Here is a 20,688-nt window from a genome sequence, read left to right on the forward strand (position 1 = left end):
AGGACAGGTAACGATGGACGCGAACGCCATCACCTGGCGAAAGGCCGCCCGCAGCACCTCAACCGGAGGAGAGTGTGTGGAGTTGGCGGTTCTTCCCCAGGGCATCGGTATTCGCGATTCCCAGGACCCGGACGGGCCAAAGCTGATCGTCCAACGCAAAGCCTTCGGAGCCCTCGTCGCGGAACTGAAGCGCTAACCCCCTGCAAACAGCCGCAAGCCCTCGCCCCTGAACAGGTACTAGCCTTCATCCGAAGGGTGCGGTCAGAACGATGGAGCTGAACTTGTCCACCTAGCCCAAGAGCAGTCACCGCAGTGGGACTGGTGGCGTCGAACTCGCTTCGGTCACCGGCCAAGTTGTCGTCCGGGACGTTGATCAGGCAAATCGACACGGTCTCTAGGACCAGGTGAGCGCCCCGAGGCCGTAGTGTTTGTTGAAGTCCGGTGACGGGTCTTGTTCGAACTGAATCTCCTTGCCGTACGGCGGGTCATCGTACCGCACTTGCGTCATGGGGCGGGAACGTGACGACACGGCGAGCAAGCAGGTCTTCCATTCGGCGCCCTTGCGATCGAACTCGTCGGGATCGGGTGGGTGCCCTTCTCGGCAGCCCGGCAGCCGCTTCTCGCCGGACACGATGATGGCGGGACCGAAGTCGCCGAACTCGCCGTTGAAGCGCGGCGTGCCCGGCGAGAAGGCGTTGCCGCTCTCGTTGGTGATAGTGATCTTGGCGTAGTACGCGGTGTTGCGCTTCAGTACCGCCCTGCTGTCGTCGTCGAAGTTGCCCTGGACCTTCGAACCCGGGGTCGTCCGTATGCGCTGCACGACGATGCCCAGTACGCCCTCGGTGTAGGTCTTCAGCAGGGGGAAATAGTCACGGACGGGCACGATCGCCTTTTCGCCGAACCGCAGTCGCTCCCCAGGCCGGGTCATCTCATCGGTCAGCCGGAGCGGTTCGGTCGGAATCGCGGTCGTCCCGAATGTCGGCGCCGACGTGGCGGACGATGGGGCCGGTGACGCGGTCGTGGCGGGACCCGCCGAGGGTGTGGCGGCCTCACCCCCGGAACAGCCCGCCAGCGTCAGCCAGGAGACCACGACGATGGCACGGCTGCGCATACGAGAAGTATCTCTGAATCTCACCGGGACAACTCCTGAATTGGATGCCGCCTAGCTCCAGTCACTGGTGGCAAATGCGTCGAACTCGCGTCGGTCACCAGCCACGTTCGCAGCAACCCCTCGTCCACCGCACTTAACTACCCGGCCACCCTGAGCTGAGGGGGCGATCTACGACATGGCCGTACCTTGCAGGCTCTCCAACCCGGTTGCAACCAGCAAAGGCGTGAACTCGGTGACGCTGTGAGCAGCGACGTTGTTGAGGACATAGGGTCGGTGGCAAGGATGTGGTTGAGCTCCTCGACGGACATGTCAGAAGCGATATACACACCGCCGACCAGGGGACCTGGCGCCCGGCCACAAGAAACCGCCGCGTGGAAATAAGGTCCTTCAGCCAATCTCCATGAGCTGGCCGCCAGGGGGCGACCTCGTCCAGCGGCGCTGTGTAGGTCACCGAAACAATGAACATGTCCGAATCATGGCAGGTGGAGGCCACGATCCACCAAGGCAGGCTCTCCGTCCATCTCTCGCCGCGCGTCCCTCGGCTTCTCCAGCCGGTGATCAGGGAGTTGCCGTTCGCGCAACGCGGAGAGCCGTTCGGTCGGAGTGCTGTGACCGCCCTGGGCACTCCGCCTCACCTGGCTGAATGGGGTTGAAGGCAGGCTCTGCCGGAATTGCCCCGCGCTCGTTCTGAGGTTTGCGAACACACCTGAGAGTCACGACCTCGTCCCGTACAGTGCTCATGTTTGCGGATTGTAAGTGACATGTAACTCTTAGATCATGCGGGGGGACGTGTGGAATCTGGCCAAGTGCTCGCCGGTCGCTACCGATTGGAACAGCGGGTCGGCGCGGGCGGCGGCGGGACGGTCTGGCGGGCGGTCGATGAGGCATTGGGCCGGGTCGTCGCGATCAAACGTGCGCTCCCCGTCGACGGCAAGAGCGACCCCGAGCGGATCCGGCATCTGCGCCGCGAGGCCAAGATCTTGGCGCGTCTGAACCATCCCCACGTCATCACGCTGTACGACGTGGTCGAGGAGGACGGCGAGTGGTGGCTGGTCATGGAGTACGTGGCCGCGCGCAGCCTGGCCGACCGTGGCGTTCTCTCCCCCGAGCGGGCGGCTCGGCTCGGCGCCGACGTCGCGGCGGCGCTGGAGGCGGTGCACGGCGCCGGTATCGTCCATGGCGACGTCAAGCCCGGCAACGTGCTCGTCACGGTGGACGGCCGGGCCAAGCTCGGTGATTTCGGCATCTCACGGTTCATGCACGGCGAGGTGACGTTCACCGACACCGGTGTTCTGATCGCAGGTACCCCGGCGTACATTGCGCCCGAGGTGGCCAGAGGAGCGAAGCCCACATCGGCCTCTGATGTCTTCTCCCTTGGTGCCACGTTGTTCGCTGCGGTTGAGGGCGGATCCCCGTACGGTCCGGCGGGCAACCTGTTCGGAATGCTCAGGCAAGCCGCCGAATGCCGCGTTGCCAAGTCCGAACGGGGCGGCGAACTGGCGCCGGTGATGTCGGCGCTGATGCGGCGTGAACCGCGCCTGCGTCCCGACGCCGCAGCAACCCGTCAACTGCTTGACGCCGCTTCGAGCCCGTCCTCGAAGCGGCGGCGCGTCCGTTCTCTGCCGATCCGGTCGGCGCGCCGATGGCCCTCTACGCGCCCGGCCGCCGTTGTCGCGTGTGTCATCGCGGTCACACTGGCGGCCGGGGCTTGGATAGTCATCGATCCGTCATCTGGGCCAGCGGCTACACCGCGAACGACCAGGAAGGTTACGTCGTCGATCCTCGGTGATCCGCACACGGCCGACCCCTGTGCCCTCCAGGACCAGACTCAGCTCGCCCGGTTCGGTTCCACCAATCTGGACCCCGCCTACGGCGGCTTCGCACGGTGCGATGTTCTGGTGTATCCACGGGACGGCGGCGAGGTGGACGTCAAAGCGGAGCTCATTAGTCGCGATCCCCCCATGAAGACGCCTGGGCGGATCGATGATGTGGGCGGAATCAAGGTCTGGCATGAGCCGGGCGCGGACGACCAGTGCCATCGGATACTGCTGCTCGGCGACAGCGGGTATGTGGACATCGGCGCAGAGTTCAACGCAAAGGGCTCGGTCGACCTCTGCGCGATCGCCGAGACCGGTGTCAGGAGTGCGGTCGCGGTGCTCTCGCGCGGTCCCCTCCCGCGGCGGACCACACGTCCCGTGAGCGCGTCACTGTTCTGGTCGGACGCCTGCGCGTTGCTGGACGCCGAAGGTCTCTCCCGGTTCCCCGGCGTGGACGCACTGCATCCCATTGCCCGCTTCGGCAACTGGGAATGCGACTGGAAGAGCACGACCAGCCATGACCGGCTCCTTGTCCTCCCCGATCAATACGTTCAACCGAGTGCGGAGGACGGCCGTCCGACAAGGCTCGGCGGGCATGATGCCTTCGTTCAGCCGAACGGATACGGGCCTGGCTCGTGCCTCGTGCGGGTGGTGCATCGCCGTTACACCGTGAGCAAGAGCGAGAAGACAGAGCTGCTGCTCATCGTGATCCTGGGGATACCCGGGGGGAACGCCGATCAACGATGCCGCGTGGCCAGCGACATCGCCGAGGCCGCCGCCGCCAAGCTACCCCGCATCTGAACGATGACGTGGCCGCCATCTGGTGGGCCTGTTCACATGAGGAGTTTCGCGAGCTGGGCCATCTCGGTGGATGGGTCGACCACCGGCTGGATGAGGAGTTCGTCGACGCCGGCCTGTTCCAGGGTGGCGATGCGGGTGAGGAGGTCGTCCCGGGTGCCGACCAGGGCCAGGGCGTTCATCAGCGACGGCAGGATGAGGTCCCGGTCCTGCGGTGGGATGCGTCCGAGGTAGTTGGAATAGAGCTTGGTGTGCCGGTCGGGTGCGGCGGCGGTGGTGCCGCGCCGGCCGAGGAGCCGCTGCACGGCCTCGCGTTCCTCGGAGCCGAGTCGCTCGACGAAGGCGTTCGCGTCGGCGGCGGTGTCGGCGGCGAAGGCCAGCAGCGACAGGACGGCGTGGCCGGTCGCGTCCCGGACCGCGTCGCCGTGGGGATCCTCGTCGGCGTCGAGCACGTACAGGGGGGCGGTCAGGTAGGAGTCCGGACGGGTGTCGAGTGCTCCGGCGGCGCCGCGGCGGGCGTCGTGTAGCGCTTGCCAGCCGGCGGGGTCCAGGAGGCCGTAGGAGATCAGGCCGGTGCCGCGGCGGCCGGCGACGGCGGCCGCCTTGGGCCCGAGCAGCGCGGCCACGACGAACTCGATCGGGTCGGTGGTGTTCACGTGCGCCCCGGTGTTCCCGGTGCCGACCCCGCAGATGATCCGGCCCGGTGCCAGGGCGTTCAGGCTGGCCAGCCCGCTCGCGGCGGCCGGGGCCGAGCGCAGCGCCGGTGAGGTCACGCCGATGCCGAGCTTGATGCGCCTGGTCGCCTTCGCGCACAGGGCTAAGGTGACGAACGGATCGCCGTGAAGCATCGGGGTGTCGTTGACCCAGAAACTGTGCAGACCCAGGCCCTCCGCTTGGACAGCGAGGTCTTCCACACCAGGTTGAGCGGCGACCACGATTCCTGCACGCATCACGACCTCCAAGGCGTGGGAGCTGTCATGGCTCAGACTCTCCCGTCGGTCGGCCCCTGTCACTCAGGTTCGAAGAGACGCGGATCCAGCGCCAGTACGCGAACAGGTCGGGACGTGCCGGCGAGCTCGGCGAGCGAGCGGGCACGACTGCTCATGGAAGGCGGAGCGGACGCCTCCGGCATTTCTCTGCGAGTGGTCGAGCTGCGGACGGGGCCGCCGGGATGACCGGGTTGCCGCACACTGGAAACATGACGATCTTGTTCGTGGATGGGTGGCTGGGCCCGGATCCTGGGGATTGGCAGGAGTTGTGGGCGCGGCGGCTACCGGGATCCGTCCGGGTGGACCAAGATGACTGGCGGCTCGCCGAGCGTGACCGGTGGGTCGCTCGGCTGGACGAGGCCATCGCGCGCTGTGTCGAACCGCCCGTGCTCGTCGCACACAGTCTTGGTTGCCTGACCGTGGCGCACTGGGTCGCCGACCGTCCCCCACGGCCGGTGCGCGCCGCGTTGCTGGTCACGCCAGCGGACGTGGAACACAACGTCACCGCGGAGATCGTGGGATTCGATCCGATTCCCCGCACGGCCTTCCCCTTCGCGTCCGTCGTGGTCGCCAGCCAGAACGACCATTGGATGACGCTTGGGCGCGCGCTTTCGTTCGCGGACGCTTGGGGTGCGCGTCTCGTCGATGCGGGCGAGGTCGGACATCTGACCGTCGGCGGAGGGTACGGCCCTTGGCCCGAAGGTGAACGGCTTCTGAGTGACCTGCTCGGTCACGATGCTTTGGGAGCCGCTTAGCCTGTGCCGGGCGCGTGCCCTCGCGCCTTTGTCGTTGACCGGCGTCACGCCTTTCCTGGCTGGGGCCAGAGGAGATCGTGACGAGGAGACCGCCCTATCGGCGCCCGGCGAGCTTGGCGAGTGAGGTGACGTTCAGCAGCAGGTTGGGGGAGCCGCTGCCCGGGTTGGAGATGACACCGGACTGTGCCGCCTTGACCACTGCGTTCCGTGACTCCAGTGGTGTCGCCGTCGGGTGGCGCTCCAGGTAGAGGGCGAGTGCCCCTGCCGCGTGCGGTGTCGCCATCGATGTCCCGCCCAGGACCACCGAGCCGGTGTCGGACTCGTTGTCGGCCGAGATGATGTCACCTCCTGGCGCGAACAGGTCGAGGCAACGCCCGTAATTGGAGAAGAAGGACACCCAGTCGCCTTCGTCCGTCGATCCGAGCGTGACGGCCTCCGACACATCGCTGGGCGCGTCGCAGCCGTTCCGCGAATCATTTCCGGCAGCTATCGAGAACTGGATGCCCGCGCGGATGGCCGCCCTGGTGGCCTCGCGGAATGCCTGCGGCTCGGGGTTCGGAGGGTCGGAGCCGATGCTCATGTTCCCGATGGACGGCCCCTTGGCGTTCTTCGCAACCCATTCCAGACCCTGGATGGCGTACCGGTCGGGGGAGTACCCGTCGCAGTCCAGAACCCGTACCGCGACGATCTTGACGTCCTTGGCGACGCCGTACTCCTTGCCGCCGACGGTACCCGCCACGTGCGTGCCGTGGCCGTGACAGTCCTGCGCGGTGGTGTCCTTGTCGACGAAGTCGTAACCGTCGACCGCCCTGCCCTCGAACGTCTTGTGGCTGATGCGGACTCCGGTGTCCAGGACGTAGACGGTGACGCCGGTACCGCCGCCCGGATAGGTGTACGAGCGGTCCTGCTTACCGTCAACGCGGTCTATGCCCCAGGAAGGGGGGTTCGACTGCGTGCCGCCCCCGGCCCGGTCGCCGTCGGCCGTACGGACCATCACGGACTTCTGGACGTAGCGCACCGCCGGGTCCGCGGCCAGCCGTCGGGCCTGCTCGGCGCTCATGTCGGCGCCGAAGCCGCGCAGCACTGCACTGAAGACGGCCTGGACGGAGCCGCCGTAGCGGTTCACCAGGTTCTTCGCCTGGGCGGCCACCGGGGCCTCCGCGCCGTGGGCGAGGGACGTCGTGCCTTTCAGGGCCACGATGTACTGGCCGTCGACCGTGCCGGGCGCCTCCGCGTTGATCACGGTTCCTTCGGCGGCGCTCACCGGACCGCTGAAGCCGCCGACGCACAACAGCACGGCGACCGCGGTCACGGCCGGGCGCCAGGCCCTCCACCGTCTTCGGTCCTTGTGGATCGTTCTCATCCTCATTCGCCTCCATCTTTCGTGGCGCGGACGGCCGTGGGTCGGACCGCCGGGGCATCACGATAAGGTTCCGGCCAAGGCGGAACAATCCGGCAAAACTGCCTAAAAGGTGCGTTCCGTCCGGCAGTTTTTCCACGCTTCCCGCCTTCGGGACACCGCCGGCCGGAGGACGGATTCGCCGGTGAGGTGGCGGGTCATCAGCTTGATCATCATGGCGCGGCACAGTACCTCGGCACGGGCTGGCAGAGTTTCGTATATGACCTCCACCGTGGTCTGGGCAATACGACGTCGGGTCAAGGACATCGCTGGTTCACATCGGGCTCGTGTTCCCGTCGCGCGGCGGGAACACGAGCCGATGCGACCTCAGGGCGGGTGTCGACCCAATCCACGTCAGAGGCCACCCTTTTGCTCCGGATTGTGCGCTTCTCGCCATAAGACCGATCCGGCAAGGCGGAGAAGCAGATCCCCCGGTACCGCAGAAACTCTCTCAGGCTCAGTAGATCCCCAGAGCGGTCACGATCTTCTCAGCGTCGGGCACTTCCGGTTGGTAGCGTTGCGGGAAGCCAGAGCGCTGGACCGCCTGGCACACCTCGCCGATCGGCCGGTTCTTCCAGGCACCGCCGGGGAACATCCGCAGCATCGCGTCGATGAAGAGGTCCGTCGACCTTTCCACGTCGAGCCGGTCCTCGCGCGGGCCCCAGATGTCGGTCTGCTGGAAGACGCCGACGCTGCTTCCGGTCCCGCCGTCCAAGTTCTGGACGTGACTCTCCACGATCGCCGTAGTGATCGCGATGACGGCGGCGCGCCTTTCGAGCCGCCAGAGATCTTTGATCGTCCGGACGACCATCCGGGCGCATGACACCTGGTAGGGCGTGATGCGGGTGCCCATCGCGCCGCCGGGACGCAGCGTCCCGTCCAGTCGGTGGGCGATCTGCTGGTCCCCGGTGTTCAGACCACCGGGGTCACAGTCCTTGATCGGCGGGGCCGCCGCGGTGGCCGGGAGGGCTTGACCGGACGTGACGGCGCGCGCTGCGGCGGCGTGAACGGAGGGTCCAGCGGCCAGGCAGCCGCTCACCAATGCGGCGACCGCCATCGTCCTGGATGCGCGAGTGATTCGACATTGCATGTCCCATGCCTCCCGGTGGCTGTTGTGGATGGCGAAGCAACGACCGGATAAAAGGGGACAAGAACGGCGACTTGGCGATCCTTCGCGTCCGTTCCTTCGGACCACCGTATCCCCCGATCCGTCGTCCACTTCACGCTACGGCGCCCCGGATGCAGGTCGGTACCCCTAAAAGCGGGGATTGACGGAAGGCTCCATTGAAGGAGCGCAATGGCCGGTCAATCCGCCCCTTACTAGATCAAAAGAGTCAATTCTTGATACTGAATCCGGCCATAAGATTGATCAGCGGAAGGATGCGCGCGGGTCAGGCGGCGAACAGCAGGGCGGCGCTGATGAGAACGATGACGGCGGTCGCGAAATGAATCCCGAAGGCCGCTGCCTTGGTACCGCCATGGCGCAGAACGATGAGGGTGTCGCCGAGCGGGGTGAGGGCTACGGCCAGCATGAACCAGGCTCCGGCGTCCGCACCGACGAAGGCGAGGAGGGCCAGACCGATGACCCCGGACGTGAGGTCGCGCAGACCCTTGATGGTCAGGTACGCGGCGTCGCCGTCGGGCTTGGCGGGCACGCCGTAGCCATCGGCGGCGGCGCGGGGCTGCACAAGGAATCGGACGCCGATGACGACGACGAAGAGCGCGAGGACGACGGCCAGACCGTGGGAAGCGGTGACCACCCGGCGTCTGGCCGAACGGGTCGAGTACAGCCAGCCCGTGCTCTACAGCCATTTCGAGGGCAAGGACGCCATCATGGCGGCCGTCGCCGTGGAGGGCTTCGCCGACCTGTCCGCCGAGTTGCACGCCGCCCGCGAGGCCGCGACGGCACCCGAGAAGAGCCTGTCCGGAGTCGCCGCCGCCTACAGCGCGTTCGCCCGGCGGCGTCCCGCACTGTACGACGCGATGTTCGGCCGTGCCGTCGACCTGCCCCCCCGGGGCGCCGGCCGCCCTGCACGCCGCCTTCGGCGAACTGCGCGGGGCCCTGCGACCCCATGCCGGCGACGAGGACCCGGACCTGCTCACCGAGGTCTTCTGGGGCGGTCTACACGGGCTCGTCACGCTCTTGCGCGGCGGGAGGCTCCCCGCCGCGGATCACGACCGGCGGCTGGCACTGCTGATCCGCCGCTTCACCAGGCGAGCGGCCTGACCACCGTCCCACCACGAAGGCGATGCCCGCGGGACGATCTGGCCGAACTTCCCGATCGGAGACCCGTGCCCTCTGGTGGGTACAGGACGGCTGAGCACGCCAGGAGCGGGACCACCTCTCTTGACGATTGGTTCCGTCCGAAATAGTTTCAGCTGGAAGTAAGGGGGGTCTTCATGGCCACGAGCTTCGAACTGGGCGACTTCGTCCTGCAGAGCGGCGCGACCCTGCGTGGGGCGCAGCTCACCTACGAGACCTACGGCATCCTCGCGCCCGACAAGGGCAACGCCATCGTCTATCCCACCTGGTACTCCGGTCGGCACCAGGACAACGAGTGGCTCATCGGCGACGGCATGGCGCTGGACCCGGCGCGCTACTTCATCATCGTTCCGAACATGCTCGGCAACGGGCTTTCCAGTTCGCCCAGCAACACCCCGCCTCCCTACGACCGGGCCCGCTTCCCGCACGTGACCATGTACGACAACGTCGAAGCGCAGCACCGGCTCGTCACCGAGCACTTCGGCATCGAACGCCTGCCCCTGGTGACGGGCTGGTCCATGGGTGCCGGGCAGACCTACCAGTGGGCGGTCAGCCACCCGGAGATGGTCGAACGCATCGCCCCCTTCTGCGGCTCGTCACGCACCAGCTACCACAACCAGGTCTTCCTCGAAGGCGTGAAAGCCGCGCTCACCGCCGACGCCGCGTTCGAGGGCGGCTGGTATACCAGCAAACCCAACCGCGGTCTGCGCGCCGCCGCCCGCGTCTACGCCGGCTGGGGATTCTCCCAAGCCTTCTACTGGGACCGCCTCTACGAAAAGCTCGGCTACAGCTCACTTGAAGACTTCCTCGTCGGCTTCTGGGAGGGCTTCTTCCTCGACGACCGGGACGCCAACAACCTGCTCACCATGCTGTGGACGTGGCAGAACGCCGACGTCGGCCGCACCCCCGGCTTCGACGGCGACACCAAGGCCGCCCTCGCCTCCATCAAGGCCCGCGCGCTGGTCATGCCCGGCGAGAAGGACCTCTACTTCCCGCCCGAGGACGAGGCGTGGGCCGTCCAGCACATTCCGGAGGCCGAGCTTCGGGTGATCCCCGGTGTCTGGGGCCACTTCGCCGGCCACGGCAGCAACCCCGAGGACACGGCGTTCATCGATGCCGCCCTGACCGAACTCCTGGCCCGGTAGCGGTCGCGCGGATCATACCGGGGCAATCGTCGATCCGGTCGCGCGATCCGTCCCGTCCCCCCTATGGCGGGACGGACCGCGTCGTCCGGCGCGTCGGTCGACCGCGGGGGCATGATCCGCCCGTCCGCGGCTCGCGGACACGGGCGTCCGGAACCTCAGGGGCCCGGACGCCCAAAGCCGATCGCCGTTCGCGGTGACAGGGCACCGAGCCCCGGGACGGCCACCCTGCCCGTCCCGGGGCGCCTGTCGGTTCAGATCGGTTTCAGGGCACAGGTCAGGCCGTTGCTAGGGCCTGTTCGTAGTCCGGATCAGGTCCTGCTGGTCACGATCGAGTGACTTGGCGACGCCCGTGCGGGAGTGGGCTGTACCACCAGAACATGATGCGCGGTGATGTGACCGATACCGAATGGGAGATGATCGAGCCGCACCTGCCGTTAGGGGCGTCCGGCCCGATCCCCGACCGGCGCAACCAGTTCAACGCGGTGATGTGGAGATTTCGGACCGGCAGCCCCTGGCGGGACATGCCCGCCGCCTACGGCAGTTGGTCGACCATCTACGACCGGTTCCGGGCCTGGGCGAGCGCGGGGGTCTTCGAGAATCTGATGAACGCCGCGATCAGCGCGGCGGCGGCCCGTGGCGAGGTCGACCTGGACCTGGTGAGCGTGGACTCCACGACCTGCCGCGCCCACCACCACGCCGCCGGGATGGCGGTCGAGCCCGGACGGCTGGAGGAGCTCCAACTCGCTGCGGCCGAGGAAAGGGGGCTGCGCCACAGGGACAAACCGGACCGCAGAGCCCGTCGTCCGACGACCACCCAGAACCACAGCGGGAGCGAGAGCGCCGCCGGGCCCGGCTGAAAGCGGCCGGCCTAGGCCGATCCCGAGGCGGTCTGACCAGCAAGGTCCACCTGGCGGCCGACCTGCGCTGCCGTCCGCTGTCGATCCTGCTCACCCCCGGCCAGGCCGCCGACGGCCCCCGTTTCATCCCCGTCCTGGACAAGATCAGGGTGCGCGGGCCGGTCGGACGCCCCCGCACCCGCCCTCGCGCGGTGGCCGCCGACAAGGCCTACTCCTCCCGCGCCAACCGCGCCTACCTGCGCCGCCGCCATATCAAGGCGGTGATCCCGGAGAAGGCCGACCAGGCAGCCAACCGTAAACGGAAGGGACGTTCAGGCGGTCGTCCGGTCAGCCATGACGCCGAGCTCTACAAAGGCCGCAACACCGTCGAACGCTGCATCAACAAGATCAAGCAATGGAGAGGGCTGGCCACCCGCTACGACAAGACACCCGAAAGCTACCTCGCCGGACTCCACCTGCACGGATGCATCATCTGGCTACGCAGCCTCCCAACTCTCCCATGATCTCAACCACGAACACGGCCTAGTGCGAGATCGGGTCCAGCGACACGATGACCGCGTCCCAGGGGCAGAAGTACCCGGCGCCCCAGTTCGGCCCGTCCACGTAGGACGGCCTGCCGTCACAGACCTCGGCCGTGACCTCGGCGAACCCGAAATCGTTCGGGTCGATCGACCACTGGTAGGGCGAGTTGACGTCGACCACACCCCACCGGATCTTCCCGTTCGGGGTCAGAGCACCGGGATCACCGTTGAGGAGCGCGCGCGCCTGGTCGATGTCGTCCTGCTCGACCAGGCGGACCTTGTAGGTCTCCCCGCTCACCTCGAACTTGGCGACGTACTCGGTGGCCTCCGGCGCCGCGCCGGTGTCGGCGGCGGCCATGGTGGCGGACCCCATCAGCAGGCCCAGGGCAGTGGCTCCGGCGGCGATGAACGTTCTCGGACTCACATGTCCTCCAATGGACGTGGGAGCGGAGGAGTTCCTGTCAGGTCCCCCGCGCAACGGCCATCCGCTGATGACCGTGCGCCTCGACGCTAAAAATTCCTTGATCGCCGAACGAGCCAGCCAGCACTCCGATCTCTGGTACAGGTGGCTCTACCGGGTGGGGCTTCTGGCCCGTCCACATCACTTCAGGGCGACCGCCCCCTGCGAGTCCGTGCAGCGCAGGCGTCCGGGGCCGGCTTTAGAGGGCCTCCGCCTACGCTTGCCTCTATGTCTGCGCCGCCACAAAAGACGCTCCTTCACATCGCCGAACGGCATCACTGGGAATCCGCCCGCGACGCCGGCGTCCCCTACACCATGTCCACCCTCGGCAGGACCTTGGACGAGGAGGGCTTCATCCACTGCTCGTCCGACACGTCCCAGGTGGACGGCGTGCTCGCCGCCTTCTACACCACCATCGACCGTGCGGACCTGGTCCTCCTGGTGATCGACGCCGCGCGTCTCGGATCACCCGTCCGGTATGAACCCGTCGGCGACCAGGTCTTCCCCCACGTCTACGGCCCGATCCCGGTGTCGGCGATTATCGATGTCCGGTCAGTGCCCGAGAACCGGTAGGCTTCGCCGTGGAGGATTCGCCTAGTGGCCTAGGGCGCACGCTTGGAAAGCGTGTTGCGTGCAAGCGCTCGCGAGTTCGAATCTCGCATCCTCCGCTTGCCTGACCGGGCAGGATCCGAGGTCGGTGTCCCACGGGCACCGACCTCTTGCGTGTCCGCCCCCGTCCGAGCCTGCACATCTCACGGATGTCCCTGATGACTGCTGCGAGCTCAACTCGACCGGGAACCTTGGGACTCTCGGTGAGCGCTGGGGTGTCGTGGTCGGGGACGGCGAAGGCCCCGCGCCGTGGCGCGCCGGGCGGGGCCTTCGTGGTGTCGGGCATGCCAGCGGTGGAGGTCCCGTGGCGACGATCATCGCTGAATCGCCGTTCGGCTGGACGAAATGGCGGTCAGCGCATCGCTAGCGGAGTTCTCGCGTTCGTGCGCGACAATTCGAACTTGCGTCGGCCGGCTGGGTCACGAGTGGCTCGGGTTCAGTGTCTCCCGGACCTTTTGATGGTGTCGATGAACGTCTGCCAATCGCTCTCGGTGAAGCCGAGCACCGCGCCCGTGGCGTCCTTGGAGTCTCGGACGCCGATGACGGCGCCGGACGCCGCCACCTCGACACAGTTGGTGTTCCCGTGACTTCGGGTGCTCTTGCGCCATGCGGCGAGAGACCAATCAGGAGCTGACATTCCGCACCCCTCTCCCCACATCATGCCGCGCTCGCACATGTGGGGTATCACCTCTCCCAATTGAGTTCTATCCCGCGATTGCCCAGCGGGCAAGACTTGACGTGGTGCGTTTATTGTGGGGTGGTGATTGTCCGGCCCGGTTGACCTCTTGGACGCCGGCGGGACAGAAATATGGGAGCGGTCGGCCTGCGTGCCGGGCCCGCCCGGGGACGCGCGGACGGTACGAGGGGATCCTGCGCGCCGCGGATGTAGCCGACGTGCCGGACCCCCTTCACTGTCTGCTCGACCGGGAAGAACCCATCCGGGTCCAGACCGCGGAAGCGGCTCTTGATCACGTCGTCGTAGAGGGCGGGAGAGACGATGAGGGCGAGGTTCTCGTCCGCCTGACGGCGCAGCTCGGCGCGGAGGGCGTCGAGGTCGAGCAGCCGCGAGACGACGATGGGCGCCGAACCCGCGGGGCCGAGGTGGCCGTCGGCGACGGGACCGTGGTGCAGGGCCAGCCGTACCCGCAACCGCGGTGCCGACGGGAGGCGCGACGCCGGGCGGTACCGTGCCAGGTTCGCGGCGTCCAGCGCCAGGGCGAGTTCGCGTGGATAGTCGGCGACGAGGCGGGGGCCGTCGATTCCGGGTGGGAGGACGGCGAGCTCGCCGTCACCGGTGACCTGGATCGTCCAGCGGGCCCGGTCGAAGCCGGTCGCTGTCGCCGCGGCCTTCAGCGCCGCGCTGAGCTCCCGCTGGGTGGTCACCTGCTCAAGCGTGTCGAGCCGGCTGAACCCCTCGATGTCGACGGCGGCGAGGAAATGGTAGCCGAGCCGCCCCTCCTCGGGACGCGGCTCACCCACCGCCGTGCCGTTCGGTCCGTCCACGCGGTTATGTCCGCACCGGACGGGCGTGCGTCGCTTCTGGAATCACCAAGGCTCTCGCCTCCTGAGGGCACAGGGCCCCACTCCCCGAGTTCAGGATGCGCGAACGTAGAGAGTCATGCAAGCTTTCACGTAGAATTGCTTGAGTACTTGCAAGGTAGCAGTCCGCTTTCTGGCGGAGGTCCAGATGGCAGAACGCCGCGTCCCATCGGTGCGCGCCCGGCAGCTCGCCCGCGAGCTCCGCAGGCTGCGCGAGATCGAGGGCCGGACCGGCGAGGAGGTGGCCGCCGGCCTCGGCTGGTCCAGCGCGAAGATCTCCAGGATCGAGACCGCCAGCACACTCGTCAGATCCGGCGATCTCCGCAAGCTCCTCGATCTCTACGACGTCAGCGACTCGCAGCGCGAGCGGTTGCTCGCTATGGCTCGCAACACCAACGAGCGCGGCTGGTGGGACGCCTACCCCGACCTCGGCAGCGACTATGCGGGATATATCGGCCTGGAGGCCGAGTCACAGACACTTCGCTGCTACAGCGGGCAATCCCTCAATGGGCTCCTGCAGACCGAGGACTACGCCCGCGACCTGATCGGCTCCGTGGTCAACCCCGCGCCAGGCAAGGTCGAGCGGCGGGTGGACGTCCGGCTGCGCCGGCAGCGGCGCCTGCACGAGCCCGCCCCCGTCGATCTCCATGTGGTCCTGGACGAGGCCTCGATCCAGCGGCGCGTCGGCGGTCCCGGCGTGATGAAGTCCCAACTGGAGCATCTGACCATGCTGGCGGAGTTGCCGAACGTGGTGATTCAGGTGATGCCCTTCGCCGCCGGCGCCCATCCCGCCATGACCGGCTCATTCATCATGCTCAAATTCCCCTATCCGGGGACCGACATGGTCTATGTTGAACTGCTTAGGGGAAGCGTCTACGTGGAGGACGAGATGGAGGTCTACCGCTACCATCTCGCCTTCGAGGAACTCCGTGCAGGAGCGCTCTCCCCAGAGGAATCCCTCGCCTTCATCGGCCGGCTGGCCGACGAGATCTAGACCGGTCGCAGCGACCACCCACGGATCGGAGCCGCAGGTTGACCACGCCCACCCCACTGAGCCCGACCTGGCGAAAAAGCCGACACAGCGGGGATGGCCACGACTGCGTCGAAATAGCCCAGGACGGGCGAGACGCGTTTCTCGTCCGTGACTCCAAGGCCCCCGGCGCAGGGGTTCTGAGGTTCGCGACGGAGGAATGGAAAACCTTCATCGACAGGGCAAAGAAGGGCCAGGTATGACGAACCGCGCCACGGCCGGCACGGCCTGGCCGCATCCGTAGGCGTCGGCGACGCTCACCCTGACTCGTCCGGTGGTTACTCACCATTCCACTGAGCAGTGTTGTAAATGGTTTACCGGTGTTGCGGAGTCAGGTGACCCCGCCAGTTGCGGTGCCTTCTTGCCACCCCGGCCGACACCGTAGACTCATGACGTGATCTTCAAGGCGGTGGGTGACGGACGGCCGTACCCCGAGCATGGCCTCACGTCCCGGGACTGGGCCAAGATCCCGCCGCGCCAGGTCCGTCTCGATCAGCTCGTCAGCACCAAGCGGGAGCTGGACCTCCAGTCCCTCCTGGCCAAGGACTCCACGTTCTACGGCGACCTGTTCCCCCACGTCGTCCACTGGAAGGGCGAGCTCTACCTGGAGGACGGGCTGCACCGCGCCCTGCGCGCCGCGCTCCATCAGCGCCTGGTCCTGCACGCCCGCGTGCTGGATCTCGACGCCGTGGAGGCTTACGGCTGATCGTCCGCGCAGGGGTCCGGGCAGGGTCAGCGAGTGCGGGCAGGTTCTGGGACTGCGATCTCCTTGGGCTCGACCAGGCGCTCCATGTGTCCCTCTGGGTGAGTGTGGCTCGGACGGACGAATCCTGGGCGCGCGGCCAGCAGACCGAAGGCGAGCTCCGGAACCACGAGCACGAGCAACAGGACGAGGGAGCCGTCCCAGCCGCCCGTAGCGCTGTGCAAGACGCCCACGGCGAGCGGTCCGACCGCCGCCAGGAGATATCCGCTCGTCTGGGCCATGCCGGACAGGCGCGCAGCGATCGACGGGCTCGGTGAACGCAGGCTCAGCAGTGTGTAGGCGAGCGGGAACGCGCTGCCCGTCCCGACGCCGAGCGTGATGACCCACACCCAGCCGGCGGTGGGGGCGACGAGGAGCCCGACGATGCCGACGACCATCGTCGCGGCCAGGGCGGCGACGAGGAGGCGCTGGTCACGCAGGCGCGCGGCGAACACCGGGACGAAGAAGCCCAGCGGGATCCCCACGATCATCATGGCCGAGACCATCATCCCGGCCGTCGCGGGCGCGTATCCGGAGTCGCGCATGATCTCCGGCAGCCACGACATCAGGACGTAGAACATCAGCGATGCCAGCCCCATGAATGCGGCCACGAACCAGGCCGTGCCCGATCGCAACAGCGTTCCCTCGGCGGCGCCGTCCATGCTCGGACCTTCGGTCGCAACCGGTGCCGCGCTAGACGGGCCGGTGGGGTGGCGGCGTGCGCGGATCGCCAGCGGTCCCCAGGTCAGGGCGGCGATCAGGGACGGGACGGCCCAGATGGCGAGGGCCAGCCGCCAGCCGCCCGCGTCGTCCAGCGGGACCGCGAGACCGGCCGCGACGGCGCCGCTGGCGGACATCAGCATCATCGCGAGGCCGGTGAGCGACCCCACGCGGCCGGGGAAGGTCCGCTTGATGACGGCGGGCACCAGAACGTTGCCCATGGCGATCCCCGCTCCGGCCAGGATCGTTCCAAGGTAGAGCGCCACCGGGGACGGGACGACGCGGAGCAGGATGCCCAGCGTGATCAGCACCAGCGACCCGGCGATCGCGGTCTCCGCGCCCAGCCGGCGCGCGAGGGCCGGGGCCAGCGAGGCGAAAACGCCCAGGCACAGCACCGGGAGCGTGGTGAGGACGCTCACCTGCACGCCGGAGAGCCCGAGCACGTCGCGCAGGTCGCCGAGGAGCGGCGAGATGCCGGTGATGGCGGCACGCAGGTTGATCGTCAGCAGCACCAGGCCGAGCAGGGACCAGGCGGCGGTGGCGCGGGAAACGGGGGTCGTTGCCGAGGAGTTCATTTCGCCTTCGTCATGCGCCGGTGCGGCACGTTGAACGGAATGGTCTTCGATGGCGGCCGATACCGGACGGCCCGTCGCATCGAGTGGGCGCCGTCTGGCGCCGGCTCGTCGTCCCGGCCGAGTGGAGTCGATTGGTCGCGATGCGGAGCTGGTGGCCGATTGAGTCGGAAATGGGGGCGTTCGTCAGGTGGCGTTCGTCAGGTGGCCGGATTCGGACCGGTTGCGGATTTCGGCGCCGTCGAGGCGAGGATCTGGTCCAGACACGCGTGCGTGGCGGCCGTGGCCGCCTCGGCGTCACCGGCCTCGATGGCGGCGGCGATGGGGCCGTGCGGGACGTCCGTGTGTTCCAGGAGCGTCCCGGCGGCGCCGATGCTGGCCCGAAGCGCGGCGCTGAAGTCGCGGTAGAGGTCGGTGAGCACCTGGTTGTGGGTCGCCTCCACGACGGCGGTGTGGAACGTGAGGTCCGCCTCGACGAAGACGGCGTAGTCGCCCGCCGCCCAGGCCGCGTTCCGCTCCGCGAGGGCCACGCTGATCGCGGCGATGTCCGCGGACGTCCTGCGGGCTGCCGCGAGCCGGGCCGCCTCGACCTCCAGACCGCGCCTGACCTCAAGGATCTCGATGAGTTCGGCCGTCTCCAGGCGCCGCCGGACGGCGCTGGACAACTCGCTGGTGGCGCGGACGTAGGTGCCGTCCCCCTGGCGGCTGTCCAGAAGGCCGGCGTGCGTGAGGGCACGAACGGCCTCACGCACGGTGTTGCGGCCGACCCCGAGGGTCTCCGACAGCACCGGCTCCGGGGGGATCTTGCCGCCGACCGGCCATACTCCCGCGGCGATCTCGCTCCTGAGCTGGTCGATCACCTGGTCGACCAGCGACGAGCGGCGGGCGGTGCGCAAGGTCAACGGTCCCCCTCGGTTGGGTGCGGGCGGGACATCCGGTCAGCCAGTCATCCCATGTCTTCATAGTAAGACTCGTGGGGCCGGTGTTCTATTCCGGCCCCACGGTTGCCCACCGAAGTGTCAGACCTGGAGAACGGTCAGACGCGCCCGAGATCGCAGTTGGCCTCCTGAGCGCGCGCGGCGTGCAGGCCGGCGGCCTCCAAGGCCCGGCGGTACGCGCTCGCGGCGCTGTCCATGTCCTGGACGAGTTCGTACACCTCGCCCATCTCACGGAACAGCCGTGCCGCCGGACGTCCCGCCGGAAGGGTGCTCAGCTGCTCTGACGCGGCCCTGAGGACCGCCTGAGCGGCCGAAAGGTCCCCTTGGGCGATTCTGGCACGGGCCAGGACCACACGCGCCAGGACGGCTTTCTGGGTGCGCGCGGTGAGGTCGTCACCTGGCTGCGCTTCCACCTGGGGTGGCTCGTCAGGCGCGGCAAGGGCCACACCCGTATCGAGGAATCCTTCAAGAGTGGCGACGGCATCGTCCAGCTCGCCGACCAGCACGAGCGCGCGCGCCCTGGCGATGGTGCTCTCGGTGGCTTCGGCCCCTTCGAGGACGGATGTCCCTTGGAGAAGGTCAAGGGCTTCCCTCGCCGCCTCCGGGGAGACTTCCGGGCGGGGGCGTTCCGTCGCCGTGGCGTCCGTCCCGTTGTATTCCCCAGACGGGGGGACGGCCTTGCCGGCCGCAGCACCCGGAAGCGGGGACGGTGCGGGCTTCGAGAACGGCATGACGCCCTTGAGTAGCGCCTTGGCGGCGGCTAGGTGCAAGCGCGCGTGTGTCTGTACGGGGGTGCTGTCGGTACGTGCGGCCAAGGCTTGATCGGCGAAGTACAGCGAATCGCCGATCGTCCCCTCTTCCAGCGCACGGATGCTGGCCCGCTGGTAGCAGGCGCTCGTGGACGGCATGTCGCCCGACACGTCCGGGTAGAGGAGGCGTCGTCCGATCTCGTGGGCACGGACGGGGGCGGATCGGTCCACGTAGGCCAGTAGCAGGATCCGTCCGGCCTCGGTGTACTCCTGGCCGATGCCGAGCCCGAGGCGGCGCAGCCGCTCCATGGCGCGCTCACCGAGCGCGACCGCCTGCCCGAGGTCGCCGACCGCGTGGTAGCAGCGGGCCAGCGCGATCACCGGTGGCAGCCAGCTGGCCCGGCCGGGGTCGCGTTCGGCCTGCTCGCGCAACTCCTCGAACAACCCGATGGCGTGATCGGTGCGGCCGAGCTCTTCCAGGGCGCGGGCGCGGCCCCAGCGGGCGCGGGCCGTCAGCTCCTGGTCGTCGCTGCGGGCGATCACTTCGTCGAAGCCCGCCTCGGCGGTCACGGGGTCGCCGCCCATCAGCGCGAGGTGCGCGTGGCGTTCGCGTACCTCCAGGTGGGCGCGCTGCTCGGGCTCCACGCCCTCGGCTAGGTACTCCGGCGTACAGCCGAGGCGCTCGGCCAGCATTCGCAGAACGGTCGGCGTCGGCGTGCGCTTACCGGACTCGATCAATGAGATGTAGCTGTCGGAAAGGTCGTGACCGGCGAGTTGTGCCTGCGACAAGCGTCTGGTCAGCCGCAGGTTGCGGACACGTTCGCCGACGTTGCCTGGACCCGGCATGTGGACTCACTTAGCGGAAGTAATCAGGCGGCTGGGGTGCCGACATGATTGCACATTGCGGGTTATCGCACATCGAGAGTAATGAAGCGGCGAGAGAAGAGACCGCCTGTGGGGACCTGCCCACCCCCCTGGACCGATGCTGTGAGCGCCGCAGCCCGCGCGCCGGCCTGTGAGCCGGTGCCCCGTCCGGCGAACACGGCGCCTGACAACTCCGACCGTATCCGACGAGCCACCCACGATCGGCAGAAACCCGAGATAACGTCCACCCCAAAGCAGAACCGGAGCCCCGCTCCGGACGAGGGTCACTCGTCCGCCGACGGGTTCTTGTTGGGGAAGATCATTTCGCAGACCTCCAGATAGAGCTGCTCGGGGTAGGGAAGATACTCCACCGTCGAGAGCGCCTGGTCTTGGCCCGCGGACTCCAGGACGAACTCGCCGTAGCCGAGCATGCGCCCGGCGATCGTCCGCTTGAAACTCATGTCGGTGACCTTGGCCAGCGGCATCATCGCGACCTTGCGGGTGATGAGCCCCGTGGTCAGCAGCATCCGCTGGTTGGTGATCACGAAGTAGTCGACGGACCACTCCGCGACGCGCCAGACGAACCAGGCGAGCAGGATCAGCCAGCCCCACCAGATATACGCCAGTGCGTCCTTGACGGTGTTGCTCAGCACGCCGGCGGTGATCAGACCGCCGAGGACGAGACCGACCGGGACCATCAGGACGGCGGGGTGCCGCCGCACCGTGATGACCTGGTTCTCGTGCGGGAGGAGGTACTTGTTCACCGACGCGGGGGCGGAATCCCCGGGGGTCACGAGCCTCATGCCGGCC

Annotated in this window: 21 protein-coding genes, 1 tRNA gene and 1 pseudogene; 11 read left to right on the forward strand and 12 right to left on the reverse strand. The window is 67.9% G+C overall.

The window, feature by feature from the left end; translation table 11 throughout:
• Positions 1-13: 13 nt before the first annotated feature.
• Positions 14-196 carry a DUF397 domain-containing protein gene (locus AMA02S_RS01850; RefSeq protein WP_067450505.1) on the forward strand — a complete coding sequence of 61 codons (183 nt, stop codon included), beginning with the start codon at positions 14-16 and terminating at the stop codon, positions 194-196.
• A 198-nt stretch (positions 197-394) separates the two neighbouring features.
• Here the strand turns inward: AMA02S_RS01850 and AMA02S_RS01855 are convergent, their stop codons facing one another.
• Entirely contained in the window at positions 395-1,111 is a 717-nt protein-coding gene (locus AMA02S_RS01855; RefSeq protein ID WP_067450508.1) for a hypothetical protein, read from the reverse strand.
• 806 nt (positions 1,112-1,917) lie between these two features.
• Between AMA02S_RS01855 and AMA02S_RS01860 the strand changes: the two genes are divergently transcribed.
• The gene (locus AMA02S_RS01860) at positions 1,918-3,729 is read left to right on the forward strand and encodes a serine/threonine-protein kinase (RefSeq protein ID WP_067450511.1); all 1,812 of its coding nucleotides are present in this window, start codon (positions 1,918-1,920) and stop codon (positions 3,727-3,729) included.
• Between the two features lie 32 nt (positions 3,730-3,761).
• Here the strand turns inward: AMA02S_RS01860 and AMA02S_RS01865 are convergent, their stop codons facing one another.
• Positions 3,762-4,676 (reverse strand): LLM class flavin-dependent oxidoreductase, encoded by a 915-nt coding sequence (locus tag AMA02S_RS01865; RefSeq protein ID WP_067451479.1) that lies wholly within the window; start codon positions 4,674-4,676, stop codon positions 3,762-3,764.
• 248 nt (positions 4,677-4,924) lie between these two features.
• Here AMA02S_RS01865 and AMA02S_RS01870 point away from each other — a divergent pair, with 248 nt between their 5' ends.
• A complete protein-coding gene (locus AMA02S_RS01870) occupies positions 4,925-5,470 on the forward strand; it encodes an RBBP9/YdeN family alpha/beta hydrolase (RefSeq protein ID WP_067450514.1) in 546 nt (181 codons plus the stop codon).
• A gap of 94 nt (positions 5,471-5,564) precedes the next feature.
• Here the strand turns inward: AMA02S_RS01870 and AMA02S_RS01875 are convergent, their stop codons facing one another.
• The 3 genes from AMA02S_RS01875 to AMA02S_RS01885 all read right to left on the reverse strand — a co-directional run bounded on the left by AMA02S_RS01875 (position 5,565) and on the right by AMA02S_RS01885 (position 8,629).
• Positions 5,565-6,833: a S8 family peptidase gene (locus AMA02S_RS01875; RefSeq protein ID WP_218004814.1), complete on the reverse strand. Its 1,269-nt coding sequence runs from the start codon at positions 6,831-6,833 to the stop codon at positions 5,565-5,567.
• Between the two features lie 493 nt (positions 6,834-7,326).
• Positions 7,327-7,926 (reverse strand): hypothetical protein, encoded by a 600-nt coding sequence (locus AMA02S_RS01880; RefSeq protein WP_067450520.1) that lies wholly within the window; start codon positions 7,924-7,926, stop codon positions 7,327-7,329.
• Between the two features lie 334 nt (positions 7,927-8,260).
• The gene (locus tag AMA02S_RS01885; protein WP_067450523.1) at positions 8,261-8,629 is read right to left on the reverse strand and encodes a DUF4267 domain-containing protein; all 369 of its coding nucleotides are present in this window, start codon (positions 8,627-8,629) and stop codon (positions 8,261-8,263) included.
• Between the two features lie 233 nt (positions 8,630-8,862).
• On the opposite strand from AMA02S_RS01885, the gene AMA02S_RS43865 reads away from it, so the two are divergent.
• The 3 genes and pseudogenes from AMA02S_RS43865 to AMA02S_RS39790 all read left to right on the forward strand — a co-directional run bounded on the left by AMA02S_RS43865 (position 8,863) and on the right by AMA02S_RS39790 (position 11,637).
• Positions 8,863-9,096, forward strand: coding sequence for a TetR-like C-terminal domain-containing protein (locus AMA02S_RS43865; RefSeq protein WP_245667339.1), 234 nt, complete (start codon positions 8,863-8,865; stop codon positions 9,094-9,096).
• 173 nt (positions 9,097-9,269) lie between these two features.
• Positions 9,270-10,277 carry an alpha/beta fold hydrolase gene (locus tag AMA02S_RS01895; RefSeq protein ID WP_067450526.1) on the forward strand — a complete coding sequence of 336 codons (1,008 nt, stop codon included), beginning with the start codon at positions 9,270-9,272 and terminating at the stop codon, positions 10,275-10,277.
• A gap of 377 nt (positions 10,278-10,654) precedes the next feature.
• Positions 10,655-11,637 (forward strand): annotated as a pseudogene (locus AMA02S_RS39790) (IS5 family transposase).
• Between the two features lie 19 nt (positions 11,638-11,656).
• On the opposite strand, the gene AMA02S_RS01910 reads toward AMA02S_RS39790, so the two are convergent.
• Entirely contained in the window at positions 11,657-12,079 is a 423-nt protein-coding gene (locus AMA02S_RS01910) for a BP74-related protein (protein WP_084264435.1), read from the reverse strand.
• Between the two features lie 264 nt (positions 12,080-12,343).
• Between AMA02S_RS01910 and AMA02S_RS01915 the strand changes: the two genes are divergently transcribed.
• Both AMA02S_RS01915 and AMA02S_RS01920 read left to right on the forward strand, forming a co-directional pair.
• Positions 12,344-12,688, forward strand: coding sequence for a DUF952 domain-containing protein (locus AMA02S_RS01915; protein ID WP_067450532.1), 345 nt, complete (start codon positions 12,344-12,346; stop codon positions 12,686-12,688).
• Positions 12,689-12,698: 10 nt separating this feature from the next.
• Positions 12,699-12,783, forward strand: a tRNA-Ser gene (locus AMA02S_RS01920).
• 377 nt (positions 12,784-13,160) lie between these two features.
• On the opposite strand, the gene AMA02S_RS01925 is transcribed toward AMA02S_RS01920, so the two are convergent.
• Together AMA02S_RS01925 and AMA02S_RS01930 are read right to left on the reverse strand one after the other, a co-directional pair.
• Complete coding sequence (locus tag AMA02S_RS01925; protein WP_067451486.1) at positions 13,161-13,361, reverse strand: DUF397 domain-containing protein; 201 nt, start codon at positions 13,359-13,361, stop codon at positions 13,161-13,163.
• A 110-nt stretch (positions 13,362-13,471) separates the two neighbouring features.
• A complete protein-coding gene (locus tag AMA02S_RS01930; protein WP_067450536.1) occupies positions 13,472-14,227 on the reverse strand; it encodes a hypothetical protein in 756 nt (251 codons plus the stop codon).
• Positions 14,228-14,411: 184 nt separating this feature from the next.
• Between AMA02S_RS01930 and AMA02S_RS01935 the strand changes: the two genes are divergently transcribed.
• From AMA02S_RS01935 to AMA02S_RS01940, 3 genes are all read left to right on the forward strand, one after another.
• Complete coding sequence (locus tag AMA02S_RS01935) at positions 14,412-15,257, forward strand: helix-turn-helix domain-containing protein (RefSeq protein ID WP_067450540.1); 846 nt, start codon at positions 14,412-14,414, stop codon at positions 15,255-15,257.
• 38 nt (positions 15,258-15,295) lie between these two features.
• Positions 15,296-15,496, forward strand: coding sequence for a DUF397 domain-containing protein (locus AMA02S_RS39795; RefSeq protein WP_084264436.1), 201 nt, complete (start codon positions 15,296-15,298; stop codon positions 15,494-15,496).
• A 191-nt stretch (positions 15,497-15,687) separates the two neighbouring features.
• Positions 15,688-15,999: a type II toxin-antitoxin system VapB family antitoxin gene (locus AMA02S_RS01940; RefSeq protein WP_067450543.1), complete on the forward strand. Its 312-nt coding sequence runs from the start codon at positions 15,688-15,690 to the stop codon at positions 15,997-15,999.
• A gap of 26 nt (positions 16,000-16,025) precedes the next feature.
• Here AMA02S_RS01940 and AMA02S_RS01945 read toward each other — a convergent pair whose 3' ends face one another.
• The 4 genes from AMA02S_RS01945 to AMA02S_RS01960 all read right to left on the reverse strand — a co-directional run bounded on the left by AMA02S_RS01945 (position 16,026) and on the right by AMA02S_RS01960 (position 20,681).
• On the reverse strand, positions 16,026-17,330 hold the full coding sequence (locus tag AMA02S_RS01945) for a CynX/NimT family MFS transporter (RefSeq protein ID WP_067450545.1): 1,305 nt from the start codon (positions 17,328-17,330) through the stop codon (positions 16,026-16,028).
• Between the two features lie 197 nt (positions 17,331-17,527).
• Positions 17,528-18,229, reverse strand: coding sequence for a FadR/GntR family transcriptional regulator (locus AMA02S_RS01950; RefSeq protein WP_067450547.1), 702 nt, complete (start codon positions 18,227-18,229; stop codon positions 17,528-17,530).
• A 134-nt stretch (positions 18,230-18,363) separates the two neighbouring features.
• On the reverse strand, positions 18,364-19,860 hold the full coding sequence (locus tag AMA02S_RS01955) for a helix-turn-helix domain-containing protein (protein WP_067450550.1): 1,497 nt from the start codon (positions 19,858-19,860) through the stop codon (positions 18,364-18,366).
• A 302-nt stretch (positions 19,861-20,162) separates the two neighbouring features.
• Complete coding sequence (locus AMA02S_RS01960; RefSeq protein ID WP_067450553.1) at positions 20,163-20,681, reverse strand: PH domain-containing protein; 519 nt, start codon at positions 20,679-20,681, stop codon at positions 20,163-20,165.
• Between the last annotated feature and the right edge of the window lie 7 nt (positions 20,682-20,688).

The organism is Actinomadura macra NBRC 14102, assembly GCF_001552215.1.
GTDB classification, from domain to species: domain Bacteria; phylum Actinomycetota; class Actinomycetes; order Streptosporangiales; family Streptosporangiaceae; genus Spirillospora; species Spirillospora macra.